The organism is Pseudoalteromonas sp. CF6-2, assembly GCF_021729425.1.
Classification (GTDB): Bacteria; Pseudomonadota; Gammaproteobacteria; order Enterobacterales; family Alteromonadaceae; genus Pseudoalteromonas; species Pseudoalteromonas arabiensis.
Map to the genome: position 1 here is coordinate 2,411,343 of NZ_CP091442.1, position 16,031 is coordinate 2,427,373.

A 16,031-nucleotide genomic window follows, 5' to 3' on the forward strand; every position below is an offset into this window, starting at 1 on the left:
GTTATACTGATTGGGTGCTATTTTGTCTATAGGAGACACACCTATTCGGCCAACTTTTAACCACTTTACGTATTAAAATAGCAATAAATAAGCGATTAGTCAGAAAATTCTTTAGAGCTTAAAGCTGTTGTTATTACAGGCTTTACACCAATAAAGGCAAAATAATCAGTGTACCTTACTAGCTTTGTTAAGGGGGAGTTAATTTGTTTTAACCAAAGTTGGCGATATTGTTCAGATAATCCCACCTTTTGGTATTGCATTATTGACCAATGAAGACTGGGTTTATAAGCCATTTGGTTTTTGCAAGCCACACTTTTCTGCCATCCTTTTGGCGGCAAACTGTTACTTGCAATAAATAAATTAGGCGCCACTAGCCCTTCTTGCTGGCACAACCATTGCTGTTTTTGTTCTGGCAATGGGTATTCATCCTCAAAACCATTAAAGTGCATTAGCTCATGTAGAAATACTGCATATGATTGGGATGAATTAATATGCATAATACCACCTTGTACGTTTGCACTCCCCTCTTTCGACATCATGACAATAAAGTCAAAACCAGCTGGCCATGTGTGGTTCTTTGCTTCTCTCCAGTCACATTGCAATGCGTTATTATTTTCCTCGCAGCGATATTGGTTGCCTACATAAACAACATCGCTAAAACAAAAGCTATTCATGGCAGGCTCTGGATTAGACTGATATTGGCCTTTAAAAGATTGTAAAGCAGCAATACCACTTTTATGATCCGCCATCATTAACACATTAAAATGGCATGTTGGATTTGTTGTAACAGCGTCTAACGACAAGGCAAAATTATGTAAATTGGCATACTCGCTTGTTATTTTAATAGTAGGCATGCTTTGTTGTAAAAGCCATGTTTGCTTAGCGTCACCATCGGGTAATCGATTTGTCTTCCATAATGACTCCAGAGCATTCCACTGCTCGTTTATTACTAATTGCTTAGCGAGGTTTTGCTGCTGTTGCAAGTCAAAGAAGTCAAACTGGGTTTGCCACCACAATTGCGCCGCAGAAACATTACCTTGCTGTAAAAAACGCAAAGCTAGCTGATATTTGGCATCGGTATTATCAAGCTCAGCCAAATGACGAAGTTGTGAAGTACTGAGTCTAGCTAATTGCGTATTAACAACATGAGGTGCTAAATAGTAAATAGCAGCAGTTTGGGAAGGTGTTTTGCCAATATAATAAAGATAAGACGGTGAAAAGTAGGATACTGAGCTTGAGAGTCCAGACAAACTCAGTAATAACCCTACTAACAGGTACTGATTAGCTCGCGTCTTCACCAGCCATTAACTCAAGCTCTAAACGTGCGTATTTATATTCAACAAACTCATGCACATTTGTAGAAAGGGCTAATCTAAAGTAATCAGCAGCGAGGTAGCTATCACCAGCAGCTTGATGTAATTTAGCTAAATAAAAGTAGGCTTCACATAAACGATGAGCATACTCTTGTTCTGACGTTACGCCTTCGATAATGCCAGATAAAAACTCAAATTCGCTAATATCGCCCAAATAAAGTGCTAGAAGTTGATAACCCCATTGTGATTCATCAACCCCTTGTGCATTCGCTTTAAGATCAAGCAACGCTTGCTCTTTATTTGCTTCTGCTTGAGCGAGATACAACCAAAGCACACGATAAGGATCACTCGGCGCTCGATTTAGAAACTGTTGTAAATCATCCGCAGCCAGTAATGGACGTTCGCCATAATAAAGCGCAATACCGCGGTTTAAATAGGCATATTCATGCTGCTCATCTAACTCTAAGGCTGAATCGAAAAACTCATACGCTTGTTCGTATTGCTGCATAAGTGTGTGATGAATACCTAAAAAATTATAGACTTCAGCAAGATCTGGTTTAAGCTTTATAGCACGATTAAAGTCTATTCGTGCCAATGTTGACATCCCTAAGCTATCAAATAGCACACCGCGATCGTAATATAGTTTTGCTTGCTGCTCTGGGCTTAGATCCGTTCTATTTAATAACTCTGAATAGCGTGCAATCGTAATTTCATTGCGAAAATCAGAAGCCAACGGCGCTGTGAATGGCACATTAACAATAGGCAAAGACTCAGGTTGTGACGTTGTTTGACATGCACTTAAAGAAAAAAGAGCCACGGCGGTCAATGCTAAGTGTTTAAAATTCATTAAAATCCTTAATACCTGAAGAATGCTCTGTAGACAAAGTCGAAGCTAATAGGTTTCATTAAAGCATAAAAAAAGGGGCTAAACAGCCCCTTTTTCTGATATCCAGTAAATTACTGGTCAATCAATCATTATTCAGCGTCTTTTGGCTCTTCTGCTTTTTCTTCAGCAGCTGGTTCCATCGCTTCTTTAATGCTTAAACGTACACGACCTTGGCGATCAACTTCAAGAACTTTTACTTGTACTTCTTGGCCTTCGCTTAGGTGATCAGTTACGTTGTTAACACGCTCTGTGCTGATTTGTGAAATGTGCACTAGACCGTCTTTACCCGGAAGGATATTAACGAACGCACCAAAATCAACAATACGTACCACTTTACCTGTGTAGATGGTCCCTACTTCTAGCTCTGCAGTTAATTGCTCGATACGCTTGATAGCATCGTTTGCGCTTATGCCGTCAGTTGCAGCGATTTTGATTGTACCGTCATCTTCGATTTCAATCGTCGTGCCAGTTTCTTCAGTAAGTTGACGAATAGTTGCGCCACCCTTACCAATAACTTCAGCAATTTTCTTCGCAGGAATTTGCATTGTGTAGATGCGTGGTGCGAACTGAGATAACTCTTCAGAAGGAGCTGAAATCGCTTCGTCCATAACACCTAATATGTGTAGACGTGCTGCTTTCGCTTGTTTAAGCGCGATTTGCATGATTTCTTTAGTGATACCTTCAATTTTGATATCCATTTGTAGTGCTGTGATACCGTTTGAAGTACCCGCTACTTTAAAGTCCATGTCACCTAAGTGATCTTCATCACCTAATATATCAGAAAGAACAACGAAATCTTCGCCTTCTTTAACTAGACCCATCGCAATACCAGCAACAGATGCTTTAATTGGTACACCGGCATTCATAAGCGCTAATGACGTACCACATACTGATGCCATAGACGATGAACCATTTGATTCAGTGATTTCTGAAACAACACGGATTGAGTATGGGAAGTCAGTAAGCGTAGGTAGTACCGCTGAGATACCACGCTTAGCTAGGTTACCGTGACCAATTTCACGACGCTTAGGTGAGCCTACAAAACCAGTTTCACCTACGCAGAACGGAGGAAAGTTGTAGTGAAGCATGAAGTGATTTTTGTTAGTACCAGTTAAATCGTCGATTAACTGTGAATCACGCTCTGTACCCAATGTTGCAGTCACAAGTGCTTGTGTCTCACCACGGGTGAAGATTGCTGAACCGTGAGTACGCGGTAACACACCTGTCATTACGTCTAGTGCACGAACCATATCTGGTTCACGACCATCGATACGTTTTTCACCAGCGATGATACGGCCACGAACGATTTCTTTCTCTAAAGAACCGAATAGCTTGCCAACTTCTTGCGTATCTAGCTCTTCGCCTTCAGCAAGGTTAGCAGTTAATGTAGCAACTACTTCTTCTTTCGCTACACCTAATGCTTCTTTACGCGCTACTTTGTCAGTGATGCGGTATGCTTCACCTACTTTGTCAGCAGCGATTGCAGAGATTTTCTCAGCAAGAGTGATGTTTTTCTCTGGTGCTGTCCAATCCCAAGCAGGTTTACCTGCTTCTGCTTTGAATTCGTTGATTGCGTTGATGATAGCTTGAGATTGCTCATGACCATAAACAACCGCACCTAGCATGACGTCTTCAGATAGTGTTTCAGCTTCTGATTCAACCATAAGTACTGCGTTATCAGTACCAGCAACAACTAGGTCTAATTGGCTTTCTTCAAGTTCAGCAAGTGTTGGGTTAAGTACGTATTCACCGTTGATAAAACCAACACGTGATGCACCGATAGGACCATTGAATGGAATACCAGAGATAGCAAGTGCTGCTGACGTACCAATCATAGCAACCATATCAGGTTGGATTTCTGGGTTAACAGAAACAACTGTCGCGATTACTTGTACTTCGTTTACAAAACCGTCAGGGAAAAGAGGACGGATTGGACGGTCGATTAGACGAGCAATAAGCGTTTCGCCATCGTTAGGACGACCTTCACGCTTAAGGAAACCACCAGGGATACGACCCGCAGCGTACATACGCTCTTGGTAGTTAACTGTTAGTGGGAAGAAGTCTTGACCTGGTTGTGCATCACGCTTACCAACTACAGTAACTAATACTGAAGTATCGCCAATGCTTGCTAGTACTGCGCCGTCAGCTTGACGTGCTATAGCACCTGTTTCTAGAGTCACAGTATGTTGACCTAGTTGAAATTCTTTAATAATTGCTTGCACTTAAAAATATCCTTTAAATGTAAAAGCAACTCAGAGCAGCGCTCCGAATTGGTAAAAATAGTCCATCAAAGTACCAATTACAGTACTTAATTGAACTTGTGCAAAATCAATTAAGTACTACAATTGGCAATGATGTTTTTGATATCTAGGAAGCATCCACTCCCTAGGTGTGCGCTAGTATACCTTTCATACGCGCACAAAAAAAGGGGCTAAATAGCCCCTTTTCTCGTAATCTAGTTCTTAGCGACGTAGGCCAAGCTCTTGGATTAACGCAGTGTAACGTGCAATGTCTTTACCTTTAAGGTAATCAAGCAGTTTACGGCGTTGGCTTACTTTGCGAAGAAGACCACGACGTGAGTGGAAGTCGTGCTTGTGGCTAGCAAAGTGACCTTGAAGCTTGTTGATATCGAAAGTAAGAAGTGCAACTTGTACTTCAGGTGAACCAGTGTCGCCTTCAGCGCGTGCAAATTTAGCGATGATTTCAACTTTTTCTTGATTGCTTAGTGACATAGTAACTCCAAAAATTAATTTAAATTGTGTTTTAGCCGATCACTAATTCAGCCAAAACGATTGAGCGGGCGTATTCTACCCAGCTTTGCTAATAACTACAAGGTAATCTTTACTCAGGCAGTTGATTTGATAAACCGCGCTTTGATTTTAAGTGACCATCTTTATGGCGCTCACCGGTACCAATGAATACCCCATCAGCCATTACTTTTACCGCACCATCTGGTACAGGCTTACCAATCACTACAGTTTGACCATGACTAAATGCCACGCCCTGCTCGTGTGTAATTTCAATCACAGGTAGGTCAACCAAAGCAGTATCCATTGGCAGTAGGAGTTCATCGAGGTAGCTTGAAGGCGCAACATCATCTGCTTTTGCTTGTTGTAACTTTTCTTCAAGTTGTTCAAGAGTGACCATTTTCTCACTTGGATAATGGCCAACTGCACTGCGATGTAACATGATCACATGCGCACCACAGCCAAGCTTTTCACCTAAGTCGTCAACAATAGTACGAATATAAGTGCCTTTAGACACATGTGCCGTCATTTGTACTTCGTTATTCGCTTCATCGAACTCATCAAGCGTTAAACTAAATACATTAATTTTTCGACACTTTCGCGGCACTTCAATGCCTTCGCGGGCATATTTATACAAAGGCTGACCTTGGTATTTAAGCGCAGAGTACATCGAAGGATATTGATCCGACTCACCTAAGAAACTGGCAATTTGCTCAGCTAATTGCTCAGGTGTTACCGAGACTTCACGCGTTTCAACCACTTCACCATCTGAATCAGACGTTGTAGTTCGCTCACCTAGCTTGGCACGAACGACATAAGTTTTATCGGTATCTAGCAAAAACTGGGTAAACTTAGTCGCTTCACCAAAACAAATAGGCAGCATCCCCGTCGCGAGCGGATCAAGCGCACCGGTATGGCCCGCTTTTTGAGCAAAGTAAATTCCCTTTGCTTGCTGCAACGCTTTGTTTGATGAAATACCTTGCGGCTTATTAAGTAATAAAATGCCGTCAATAGCACGACCTTTAGTGCGTCTAGCCATTAGTCTTTAGTGCCTTCTTCGCTGTCATCTTCGTCTACATGCTTGGCATTGTCTTCACGAATAACAGAATCAACCAAGTTTGAAATACGCATACCTTCCATAAGCGAGTTATCGATTACAAACCGTAACTCAGGCATGATGCGCGCACGAATGCGTTTACCTAATAAAGAACGAATATAACCCGTTGCTTCATTTAAGATTTTAGCACTTTGCTTGGCTTTATCTTCATCATCAGTATTAAACACTGTGATAAATACTTTTGCGTAAGATAAGTCGCGAGATACCTCAACCGCAGACACTGTCACCATGCCTAGGCGAGGATCTTTGATTTCGCGTTGAAGAATAACAGCAATCTCTTTTTGAATTTGCTGAGCAACACGATCTGTGCGAGAAAATTCTCTCATTTCATTTCACTCTAAAATAATAACTTATTGATGTTAAAGAATAAGTTAATTTAATTACGAATACACAAATGGGGGCTAGGCCCCCATTTAAAGCAATAACTTAAACGAAATTAAAGTGAACGTTGTACTTCAACCGTCTCGAATACCTCGATTTGGTCGCCAACTTTAACATCGTTGTAGTTCTTAACGCCGATACCACATTCCATACCGTTACGAACCTCAGCAACGTCGTCTTTAAAGCGACGCAGTGACTCAAGTTCACCTTCATAGATAACCACGTTATCACGAAGTACACGGATAGGCGCGCTACGCTTAACGATACCTTCAGTAACCATACAACCTGCGATTGCACCAATCTTAGGTGACTTGAACACGTCACGAACTTCAGCAAGACCAATGATCTCTTGCTTGAATTCTGGTGCAAGCATACCTGACATCGCTTGTTTAACTTCTTCAATCAGGCTGTAGATTACGCTGTAGTAACGTAAGTCTAGGTTTTCTGACTCAATTACTTTACGAGCTGATGCATCAGCACGTACGTTAAAGCCAACAACGATTGCGTTTGACGCCGCTGCAAGCGTTGCATCAGTTTCAGTGATACCACCTACACCTGAACCAACAATCTTCACTTTAACTTCATCAGTAGAAAGCTTAGTTAATGAATCAGCGATTGCTTCGATTGAACCTTGTACGTCAGCTTTAAGAACGATATTAACTTCAGATACATCGCCTTCAGCCATGTTCGTAAACATGTTTTCAAGCTTCGCTTTTTGTTGACGAGCAAGCTTCACTTCACGGAACTTACCTTGACGGTAAAGTGCGACTTCACGCGCTTTACGCTCATCTTTAACTACTGTTGCTTCGTCACCCGCAGCAGGGATACCAGAGAGACCTAAAATCTCAACTGGGATAGATGGACCCGCAGACTTGATGTCTTTACCGTTCTCATCTTTCATCGCACGTACACGGCCATATTCAAGACCACACAGTACGATATCACCTTGATTCAGTGTACCTGATTGTACAAGAACTGATGCAACTGGACCACGACCTTTATCAAGACGTGATTCGATTACAACGCCCGCCGCCATACCTTCTGCAGGCGCAGTAAGCTCAAGAAGCTCTGCTTGCATTAGGACTGCTTCAAGTAGGTCATCAATACCTAAACCTGTTTTTGCAGAGATATGTACAAACTGCGTATCACCGCCCCACTCTTCAGGGATTACATCAAGTTGAGCTAGCTCATTCTTAACGCGATCTGGGTCGATACCTTCTTTATCCATCTTATTTACTGCGATAATTAAAGGAACGCCAGCAGCACGGGCGTGCTGAACCGCTTCTTTAGTTTGTGGCATTACACCATCATCCGCAGCAACAACAAGGATTACGATATCCGTTGCTTTTGCACCACGTGCACGCATTGATGTAAACGCGGCGTGACCTGGCGTATCTAAGAAGGTAATCATGTTACCGTTAGTTTCAACGTGGTATGCACCAATATGCTGGGTAATACCGCCCGCCTCACCAGATGCAACTTTTGCTGAACGAATGTAGTCAAGTGTTGACGTTTTACCGTGGTCAACGTGACCCATTACGGTTACAACTGGAGCACGAGGTACAGCTGTACCTTCTTCACTACGGTCGTTGAGTACTTTCTCTTCTAATTCATTTTCTTTAACGATAATAACCTTGTGGCCCATTTCTTCAGCAACAAGTTGTGCTGTTTCTTGGTCAATCACTTGGTTGATGGTAACCATGTCACCCATCTTCATCATTGTTTTAACAACTTCAGCACCTTTAACAGCCATACGAGATGCAAGTTCAGCAACTGTGATTGTTTCACTAATGCGTACTTCGTTTTTAACATCTGCAGTTGGCTTTTGGAAACCATGCTGTAGTGAAGTTGGTGCTTTTAATTTGCCTTTTTTACCCTTAGGTAAAGGAGCCTTCTCTTTTTGAGGTCCTTTTTTCTTTTTCTTACGACGAGCACTTTGCTCTTCACGTGCATCAGATTCATCTTCTGCTTCACGCGCGTAAGTTGAAGTCGTAAGATGGTGATCAGCGTTTTCTTCACGCTGCTTACGCTCTTCTTCTTCTTTCTTCCAGCGAGCTTCATTTTCTTCAGCTAGCTTTCTTGCCTCTTCTGCTTGACGTTTCGCTTCTTCTTCAGCTTTTCTCAATGCGGCCTCTTCTGCTTCTTTTTGCAGACGCTCAGCTTCGGCACGATCTTTTTCAGACTTAGCACTTTGCTCTGGGGTCATCTGCTTTTGTTTCGCTTTACGCTCAGCTTCAGCTTTGCGTTTAGCCTCTTCTTTGGCTTTACGCTCAGCTTCTTCTTTAGCTTTACGTTCTGCCTCTTGTTTCGCTTTAAGCTCTTCAGCTTCTTGCTGGGCTTTAAGCTCTGCTGCCTTACGGGCAGCTTCTTCTGCAGCTAAACGCTCTTCTTCTTGCTGTTGCTCAACGGCGCTTTTCTTTACGTAGGTACGCGTTTTACGTACTTCTACTTGGACTGACTTCGCTTTACCTGTAGAGCCAGTTACACTTAACGTGCTCTTGCTTTTACGTTGCAAAGTCATGCGAGCAGGGCCTTCCGAGCCCGTGCCACCATGCTGCTTACTCAGGTGATCAAGTAACGTTGACTTCTCAGTTTCTGTTACCATATCACCTGCTTGTTTTTTGATACCGGCTTGTTCAAGCTGCTGTAATAATTTATCAACAGTTGTACCAATATCTCCGGCTAGTTTTTCAACATTTACTTCTGCCATAGTGTGTAATACCTCCGTTAATAAATTACTCGTCTGCGAACCAACAAATGTTACGCGCAGCCATAATAAGCTTGCCAGCTTCTTCTTCTGAAAGGTCAGTGATATCCACTAACTCATCAATACCTTGCTCAGCTAAGTCTTCAAGTGTTATTACACCTTTACTTGCCATAACAAATGCAAGGTGACGTTCTAGACCTTCAAGTGCTAGTAAATCCTCTGCAGGCTCTGCACCATCAAGGCTTTCTTCTGTCTTAAGCGCTTTTGTTGTTAATGCGTCTTTTGCACGAGAACGTAAAATATCAACTGTTTCTTCATCTAAACCGTCAATTTCTAAGAATTCAGATGCAGGAACATAAGCAACTTCTTCAAGTGTTGAGAAACCTTCGTTGATAAGCAATGTTGCAAACTCATCATCGATGTCTAGGTACTCAGTGAATAAGTTGATTAATTTGTCTGATTCAGCTTCGTTCTTCGCACGCATGTCATCAACAGTCATGACGTTTAATTCCCAACCAGTCAATTGACTAGCAAGACGCACGTTTTGACCGTTACGACCAATCGCTTGTGCTAGGTTATCGGCTTCTACAGCGATATCCATTGAATGTGTATCTTCGTCCATCACGATAGATGCCACTTCAGCTGGCGCCATTGCATTGATAACAAATTGCGCAGGGTTATCATCATAAAGAACGATATCAACACGCTCACCGCCAAGCTCAGTTGACACAGCTTGAACACGTGCGCCACGCATACCAACACACGCACCTACAGGGTCGATACGTTTGTCGTTAGATTTTACTGCAATCTTTGCACGCGAACCTGGATCACGTGCTGCGGCACGTAATTCAATCATTTCTTCGCCAATCTCTGGCACCTCAATGCGGAAAAGTTCCATCAGCATTTCAGGCTTAGAACGCGTTACGAATAGCTGTGCGCCACGTGCTTCTGGTTTAACTTCGTAAAGTAAACCACGGATACGGTCACCTGGACGGAAGTTTTCACGCGGTAACATGTCATCACGGTAGATAACCGCTTCAGCATTGTTACCTAGGTCAAGTACAATAGCGTCACGCGTTGCTTTTTTAACAACACCTGTCACCAACTCACCTTGTTGATCTTTATATTCTTCAACAACTAACGCACGTTCAGCTTCACGTACTTTTTGCACGATAACTTGCTTTGCCATTTGCGTTGTAATGCGGTCGAACTTGATTGACTCAATTTGCTCTTCTACGTAATCACCTAGTTGTAACTCAGGGTCTTCAACTTGCGCTGCTTCCAACGTAATTTCGCTGTAAGGGTGTTCTAACGAACCGTCTTCTTGAACTTCTGCAATTTTCCAGCGACGGAACGTGTCGTAATTACCTGTTTTACGATCGATTGATACGCGAACATCGATTTCGCCATCGTGTTTTTTCTTTGTCGCAGTCGCTAATGCGAACTCTAACGCTTCAAAAATCTTTTCTTTTGGAACCGCTTTCTCATTGGAGACGGCTTCAGCAACCAATAATATTTCTTTTGCCATGGGTTATGCCTCGCTTGCCCTATTCCTTCGCACTCAAATTAAAACTTTGCGATGATGTTCGCACGTTCAATGTTACTTAGCATAATCATATGCTCAGTGCCATCTGCCGAAAGTGTGATCATATCACTGCTAACTGATACTAAATCGCCTTTAAAATTACGGCGACCATCTTGCGGAAGCTTAGTACGCACGCGTACCTCTTCTCCTTGCGCCTTCTCGTAGTGATCTTGTTTGAATAATGGACGATCAACACCAGGAGACGAAACTTCCAAATCATATTCGTTTGTAATCGGGTCTTCTACGTCTAAAATCGCGCTAACTTGACGACTTACATCGGCACAATTATCAACCGTAATCCCTGCATCGTGATCAATGTAAACACGTAATGTAGAGTGGCGACCAGCTTGCACAAACTCAAGACCATGTAACTCAAAACCTAACATTTCTACGGCTGGTGAGAGCATGGTTACTAAATCTTGCTCAAGTTTTGTCACGAAAATCCTCCATACAAACAAAAAAAGGGCATATAGCCCTGAATACTGAGTTTAATAATGATTTATACCACTGGGGTATTAAGTAAATCATGCTAGACCAGATACAACAACGCCCCGAACCAAGCGGGGCGTCACACCTAAAGCATAAAACTGTGTGGCCTAGGGCCAAGCTTGGTTGCGAGTCATTTATCTGACTAAATTAAACTAGATAGCCTAAACGCAAAACGCGCATTACCCAGAATGCGCGACTTCAATACAGTAAGCTAACTTACTGTGTATGTTTATCACATTACTGTGTAAACACTGAGTTGGTTGCGGGAGCCGGATTTGAACCGACGACCTTCGGGTTATGAGCCCGACGAGCTACCAGGCTGCTCCATCCCGCGCCAATGGATATTAAAGCTAATTGCTAAATATCGCAGTTTGAGTGACAAGCACCTCAAATCAATGGCGGCTATTATAAGCACGTAGCGCTCAATTAGCAACCTCATTGGGTGAATTAGTTAGACTATTTTGTAGATAAAAACATTATGACAGCCCTGTCATTAATTTCCTATTTTCGAGAAAAGTGGTCTATAGTTGGTATTATAATAAGAAAAACTATAGCGAGTGCTATTAAGCGATAATTAATGAGTCTATCTATTTTTCAAAAAAAGCTTTTACAACAAAATGTTGAGCTGATAAAACCGGATTTTCATCAATTTACAAAGACATTTCATTCGTTAATGAGTGAAAAGCCGCTGCAAATGACAATTCCAAGTCAAGAAAGCATTAATCAGCAAAGCTACATTTTATATTGTGCACTTAATAAGGTAATAAATCATTTAGATGATTTACCCCTTGTGATCCCATTTATTCACTATATGGCAAACAATCTCAGCTTTTTAAACGTTAATTGTACTGACATTGACTTACTTTGTGATGCTTTTTGGGACACCCTTCAAAAACAATCAATTAAATTGAATAGTCACCTAAGTCAGGCATGGTTACAAGCAATATTAATATTTAAGAATATCGTTAAAAGCTATCTTTTTTCATATAGTAATGTTGTGTCTTTAGCGCAAAGGCAAGCAACACAGCTAAGTTCATAATTGCCCTAATTCAGTGTTTAGCCTATCAATCTGGCGTTGCTCAACCGCAATTAGAGTATCAAATTGACTCGTTACAGCGCTCATTTTCTCAGACAATGCTTCGTCTGCACTCACATCTGTCAAATTTAAAGCACGGGGACGGGTTTGTTGTTCAAGTTGACTCAGTTGACTATTTAGCTGTGCATAGAGTGTGTCAATCTTATTTTGATGCTCAGTGATTTCTCGTTTTATTTGCTGTGTTCGAATAAAACTATCAACCTCTGTATCTACAGTTTGATCACTTTGCGCTAAAAGCGTCGCTTTTTCAGTATTTAGTCTATCGATACCTCGTTGTTCATTATCGATAAGTAATTTGTAGCGCTGAGATGTAGCAGTCATTTGTTTTGCAATTGCAGCTACTTTTTTATTCCCCGCTACATTATTCAATTGTGTGTCAGCTTGTTTACTTAAGCTGGCAATATCATTATCTAAGCGTTGGGTTAAAGTGTCTATTTTGTTGTGGTGCTGTTGAATTTCGGCATCAATTTGCTTTACTCGGATATAGCTATCTACACCAGAATCAGGCTTTACAGGTGCTGATTCAAATAGATTAGAAACATGCGGATTTTGCTCTTGAATGATTACCAATCTAGCGTCCTTTCCACATGGTTGCTGGCTAAACTCAACCACGCCGTTTTTTTCACACTGGTAAACCGCCGCGTTTACTACATTCGTAAACATTAAATACGCACAACTCAAAAATATCACTGTTTTAAACTGAATTTGCATGCCATCACCCTTTTAGAGTTTAGTTCCTTATATTAACACACTAATTAATTTCACGATCTATATCTGCATTTACTTCGTATCGATTTATTTAGTCACAAGTCAATTAGGTTTACTATAGTGCAATACTCAACTTTACGGTTTATTTTTGGCGACCAACTTAACGCCAGTCATAGTTGGTTTAAAGAAGACGATCAGCAAGATGTGTTGTATGTATTGGCCGAACTAAAACAAGAAACCGACTATGTAAAACATCACCTACAAAAGATTGCCGCTTTTTTTGCTGCTATGGAAAATTTTGCGTGTGCATTAAAAAAAGCAGGATTTAATGTACTGCATCTTACCCTTAATGAAACCTCTGGCAGTTCTTCGCTAACTACCCTTTTGACAAATTTAGCTAAACAATACCATTGCCAAACTATTGAGTATCAATTTCCTGATGAATATCGACTTAAACAGCAACTACTCGATTATACAAAACAAACCTCACTTAAGGTAAATGCGTACGATACAGAACACTTTTTGCTACCGTTTAATGAAATACCTCAATATTTCAAAAAAGATAAACATGTAAAAATGGAGTTTTTCTACCGAGCCATGCGTAAGCGCTTTAACATTTTAATGGATAAGAATAATGAACCGCTTGATGGGCAATGGAATTTTGATCAGCAAAACAGAAATAAGTTAAAACAAAGCGATCTTAAAAATATCCCTGAACCTTTGTGCTTTAGCCATGATGTGAGTGATATTCTAAAGCGTATAGAAAAACATAAAATAAATACTTTTGGAGAGTGTAACGAAACCTTAATCTGGCCAACTACGCGCTCGGAAGCAAAACAATTACTCGACTTTTTCTGTAAACACTTACTTGTTCACTTTGGCCAGTTTCAAGACGCCATGACATGTCAATCAGACTATCAATGGTCTTTGTATCATAGTCGCTTATCATTCGCGCTTAATACCAAAATGCTGCACCCGATGCAGGTCATTGAGCAAGTATTAAGTAGCTTTAAGAAACAGCACATCGACATTGCACAAGTAGAGGGTTTTATTAGGCAGATCCTTGGTTGGCGTGAATATGTTCGCGGTATTTATTGGCAAAATATGCCTGATTATGCGAGTAAAAATACCTTGAATGCTGAACGTACCCTACCCGACTATTTTTGGCACGGCAAAACGAACATGAATTGTATGCACCATGCCATTACACAAAGTTTGCAAACGGCCTATGCACACCACATTCAACGCTTAATGATCACCGGTAACTTCTGCTTGTTAACTGCTATTGATCCAAATGAAGTTGATGCTTGGTATTTAGGTATCTATATCGATGCTATCGAATGGGTAGAAATGCCGAACACGCGTGGCATGAGTCAGTTCGCAGATGGAGGGTTAATAGCAACTAAACCCTATGCCGCCAGTGGTAATTACATCAATAAAATGAGTGATTACTGCAAGCATTGTAGCTACAACGTTAAAGAAAAAGAAACTGATGACGCATGTCCGTTTAACAGTTTATATTGGCACTTTATGTTAGAGCACGAACAACAGCTATCGCAAAACCCACGTATTGGAATGATTTACAACAATTGGTATAAACAAGATGAGTCACTTAAGCAAGCAACGTTAAAACGTGCCAAGTGGTGCTTAGATAATTTAGAAAAACTGTAACAAAAAAAGCCGCCTCAATTGAGGCGGCAAAACTAATTCAGGGAACAATGCTGGTCGGTATTACTTATTTTCGAGTAAGTTACCATTACCGATTTCAATTTTACGTGGTTTTAAAGCTTCAGGGATTTCACGTTGTAAATCGATACTAAGTAAACCATTTTCAAGATCTGCACCAAGCACTTTGACGTGGTCACCTAATTGGAATTTACGCTCAAAGTTGCGCTCTGCTATGCCTTGATGAATGAATTTACGCTCTGCATTATCTTCTTTATCAGCTTTAGTACCGCTGACTTTTAAGGTGTTGTTTTCTGACTCAATAGTCAATTCACTGTCACTAAAACCGGCTACAGCCATAGTGATACGATATTTGTCTTTATCGAGTGCTTCGATGTTATACGGAGGAAAACTTGGTTGCTTGTCGGTACGTGCTGCCGCATCCATTAATGATGCTAAATGATCGAAGCCGATGAATGAACGATAAAGTGGTGATAAGTCTACTGTACGCATAATTATATCCTCATATTTAAGCGATATTTTGTTAGTGTTCTTCGTTTGAACAAACGCTAACAAAGTTAAATTAACATTATAAATTTCAATTACTTTAGTTGGTTTGGGACCCATCAGGCGTCCTCACTAAACTATTTATGGGCGGGTAAATTCTTTTCAAGATTTTTTAGTAAAAAAAATGGGGGTTTTTTCTAAAAAGTGAAATTCAAAAAGCCTAAAACTGGTCCGAATAGGTTGATTTTAAAAGGCTAAGCACGTACAAGGTGAGAATGAAAAAAAATCCTACTTTTTTAAAAAAATTTTTCAGTGTGATAAAAACTGCCGTGTTGATAGTTGTGGTTTTTTATGCTGTAACGACATTTCAGCAACGTAACTTACTCTCAACAGATAAAACGCCCGCACCTTATTTTAATTTAGCCACACTCGAAGACCCAAATCAGCGCGTCAGTATTGCACAGTTACAAGGTAAACAAACCGTGGTGTACTTTTTTGCCCCTTGGTGTTCAATTTGTCGCTACAGCATGCCAAATTTAGAAACAGCCCATCAACAAGGTAAGCTAAATGCGATTGCGATCGCTCTTGATTATCAAAATATTGATGAAATAAAACAGTTTACTGACTCATTACAGTTAACCATGCCGGTACTATTGGGCAGTCGAAACACAGGTAAAGATTATAAAGTGTCTGCTTACCCCACCTATTATGTGATTGATGAGCAACTGACCATTACAGCACGTTCTATGGGTTACTCAACTGAACTAGGCTTACGCTTGCGAACACTTGAGTAGTTAAATTATTCATAAAGAGAAAAAACAGAACAGTAC

The 16,031-nt window shown here is 40.9% G+C and carries 14 protein-coding genes and 1 tRNA gene; 3 read left to right on the forward strand and 12 right to left on the reverse strand.

Annotated features, from left to right (window positions below):
- Window positions 1–95: 95 nt before the first annotated feature.
- The 10 genes from L3Q70_RS11215 to L3Q70_RS11260 all read right to left on the reverse strand — a co-directional run bounded on the left by L3Q70_RS11215 (window position 96) and on the right by L3Q70_RS11260 (window position 11,559).
- Entirely contained in the window at window positions 96–1,298 is a 1,203-nt protein-coding gene (locus L3Q70_RS11215; RefSeq protein WP_237114282.1) for a hypothetical protein, read from the reverse strand.
- Window positions 1,282–2,160, reverse strand: coding sequence for a lipoprotein NlpI (gene nlpI / locus L3Q70_RS11220; protein ID WP_062569826.1), 879 nt, complete (start codon window positions 2,158–2,160; stop codon window positions 1,282–1,284). Before nlpI ends, L3Q70_RS11215 begins: the two co-directional genes overlap by 17 nt.
- A 128-nt stretch (window positions 2,161–2,288) precedes the next feature.
- Window positions 2,289–4,421 (reverse strand): polyribonucleotide nucleotidyltransferase, encoded by a 2,133-nt coding sequence (pnp, locus tag L3Q70_RS11225; RefSeq protein ID WP_062569825.1) that lies wholly within the window; start codon window positions 4,419–4,421, stop codon window positions 2,289–2,291.
- Window positions 4,422–4,661: 240 nt separating this feature from the next.
- The gene (rpsO, locus tag L3Q70_RS11230; protein ID WP_054553172.1) at window positions 4,662–4,931 is read right to left on the reverse strand and encodes a 30S ribosomal protein S15; all 270 of its coding nucleotides are present in this window, start codon (window positions 4,929–4,931) and stop codon (window positions 4,662–4,664) included.
- A gap of 109 nt (window positions 4,932–5,040) precedes the next feature.
- On the reverse strand, window positions 5,041–5,985 hold the full coding sequence (gene truB, locus L3Q70_RS11235; protein ID WP_062569824.1) for a tRNA pseudouridine(55) synthase TruB: 945 nt from the start codon (window positions 5,983–5,985) through the stop codon (window positions 5,041–5,043).
- A complete protein-coding gene (gene rbfA / locus L3Q70_RS11240; protein WP_054553174.1) occupies window positions 5,985–6,389 on the reverse strand; it encodes a 30S ribosome-binding factor RbfA in 405 nt (134 codons plus the stop codon). Before rbfA ends, truB begins: the two co-directional genes overlap by 1 nt.
- Window positions 6,390–6,499: 110 nt before the next feature.
- A complete protein-coding gene (gene infB, locus L3Q70_RS11245; protein ID WP_062569823.1) occupies window positions 6,500–9,154 on the reverse strand; it encodes a translation initiation factor IF-2 in 2,655 nt (884 codons plus the stop codon).
- A 25-nt stretch (window positions 9,155–9,179) separates the two neighbouring features.
- Window positions 9,180–10,679: a transcription termination factor NusA gene (gene nusA / locus L3Q70_RS11250; protein WP_062569822.1), complete on the reverse strand. Its 1,500-nt coding sequence runs from the start codon at window positions 10,677–10,679 to the stop codon at window positions 9,180–9,182.
- Window positions 10,680–10,717: 38 nt separating this feature from the next.
- On the reverse strand, window positions 10,718–11,173 hold the full coding sequence (gene rimP / locus L3Q70_RS11255) for a ribosome maturation factor RimP (RefSeq protein WP_062569821.1): 456 nt from the start codon (window positions 11,171–11,173) through the stop codon (window positions 10,718–10,720).
- A 309-nt stretch (window positions 11,174–11,482) separates the two neighbouring features.
- Window positions 11,483–11,559, reverse strand: a tRNA-Met gene (locus L3Q70_RS11260).
- Window positions 11,560–11,802: 243 nt separating this feature from the next.
- On the opposite strand from L3Q70_RS11260, the gene L3Q70_RS11265 reads away from it, so the two are divergent.
- Window positions 11,803–12,264: a globin gene (locus L3Q70_RS11265; protein ID WP_062569820.1), complete on the forward strand. Its 462-nt coding sequence runs from the start codon at window positions 11,803–11,805 to the stop codon at window positions 12,262–12,264.
- Here the strand turns inward: L3Q70_RS11265 and L3Q70_RS11270 are convergent.
- On the reverse strand, window positions 12,259–13,032 hold the full coding sequence (locus tag L3Q70_RS11270; RefSeq protein WP_237114283.1) for a DUF4124 domain-containing protein: 774 nt from the start codon (window positions 13,030–13,032) through the stop codon (window positions 12,259–12,261). The two genes, L3Q70_RS11265 and L3Q70_RS11270, sit on opposite strands and share 6 nt — an antisense overlap.
- Before the next feature lie 114 nt (window positions 13,033–13,146).
- On the opposite strand from L3Q70_RS11270, the gene L3Q70_RS11275 reads away from it, so the two are divergent.
- A complete protein-coding gene (locus tag L3Q70_RS11275; protein WP_237115266.1) occupies window positions 13,147–14,700 on the forward strand; it encodes a cryptochrome/photolyase family protein in 1,554 nt (517 codons plus the stop codon).
- 60 nt (window positions 14,701–14,760) lie between these two features.
- Here L3Q70_RS11275 and L3Q70_RS11280 read toward each other — a convergent pair whose 3' ends face one another.
- Entirely contained in the window at window positions 14,761–15,207 is a 447-nt protein-coding gene (locus L3Q70_RS11280) for an Hsp20 family protein (RefSeq protein WP_062570041.1), read from the reverse strand.
- Window positions 15,208–15,476: 269 nt separating this feature from the next.
- Between L3Q70_RS11280 and L3Q70_RS11285 the strand changes: the two genes are divergently transcribed.
- Window positions 15,477–15,995 (forward strand): TlpA disulfide reductase family protein, encoded by a 519-nt coding sequence (locus tag L3Q70_RS11285; protein ID WP_062569817.1) that lies wholly within the window; start codon window positions 15,477–15,479, stop codon window positions 15,993–15,995.
- Window positions 15,996–16,031 lie beyond the last annotated feature (36 nt).

Bases quoted from the DNA above. Each gene is read 5' to 3' on its own strand.
- nlpI (WP_062569826.1), bottom strand. From the start codon at position 2,160: ATGAATTTTAAACACTTAGCATTGACCGCCGTGGCTCTTTTTTCTTTA.
- rpsO (WP_054553172.1), bottom strand. From the start codon at position 4,931: ATGTCACTAAGCAATCAAGAAAAAGTTGAAATCATCGCTAAATTTGCA.
- truB (WP_062569824.1), bottom strand. From the start codon at position 5,985: ATGGCTAGACGCACTAAAGGTCGTGCTATTGACGGCATTTTATTACTT.
- rbfA (WP_054553174.1), bottom strand. From the start codon at position 6,389: ATGAGAGAATTTTCTCGCACAGATCGTGTTGCTCAGCAAATTCAAAAA.
- infB (WP_062569823.1), bottom strand. From the start codon at position 9,154: ATGGCAGAAGTAAATGTTGAAAAACTAGCCGGAGATATTGGTACAACT.
- nusA (WP_062569822.1), bottom strand. From the start codon at position 10,679: ATGGCAAAAGAAATATTATTGGTTGCTGAAGCCGTCTCCAATGAGAAA.
- L3Q70_RS11265 (WP_062569820.1), top strand. From the start codon at position 11,803: ATGAGTCTATCTATTTTTCAAAAAAAGCTTTTACAACAAAATGTTGAG.
- L3Q70_RS11270 (WP_237114283.1), bottom strand. From the start codon at position 13,032: ATGCAAATTCAGTTTAAAACAGTGATATTTTTGAGTTGTGCGTATTTA.
- L3Q70_RS11280 (WP_062570041.1), bottom strand. From the start codon at position 15,207: ATGCGTACAGTAGACTTATCACCACTTTATCGTTCATTCATCGGCTTC.
- L3Q70_RS11285 (WP_062569817.1), top strand. From the start codon at position 15,477: ATGAAAAAAAATCCTACTTTTTTAAAAAAATTTTTCAGTGTGATAAAA.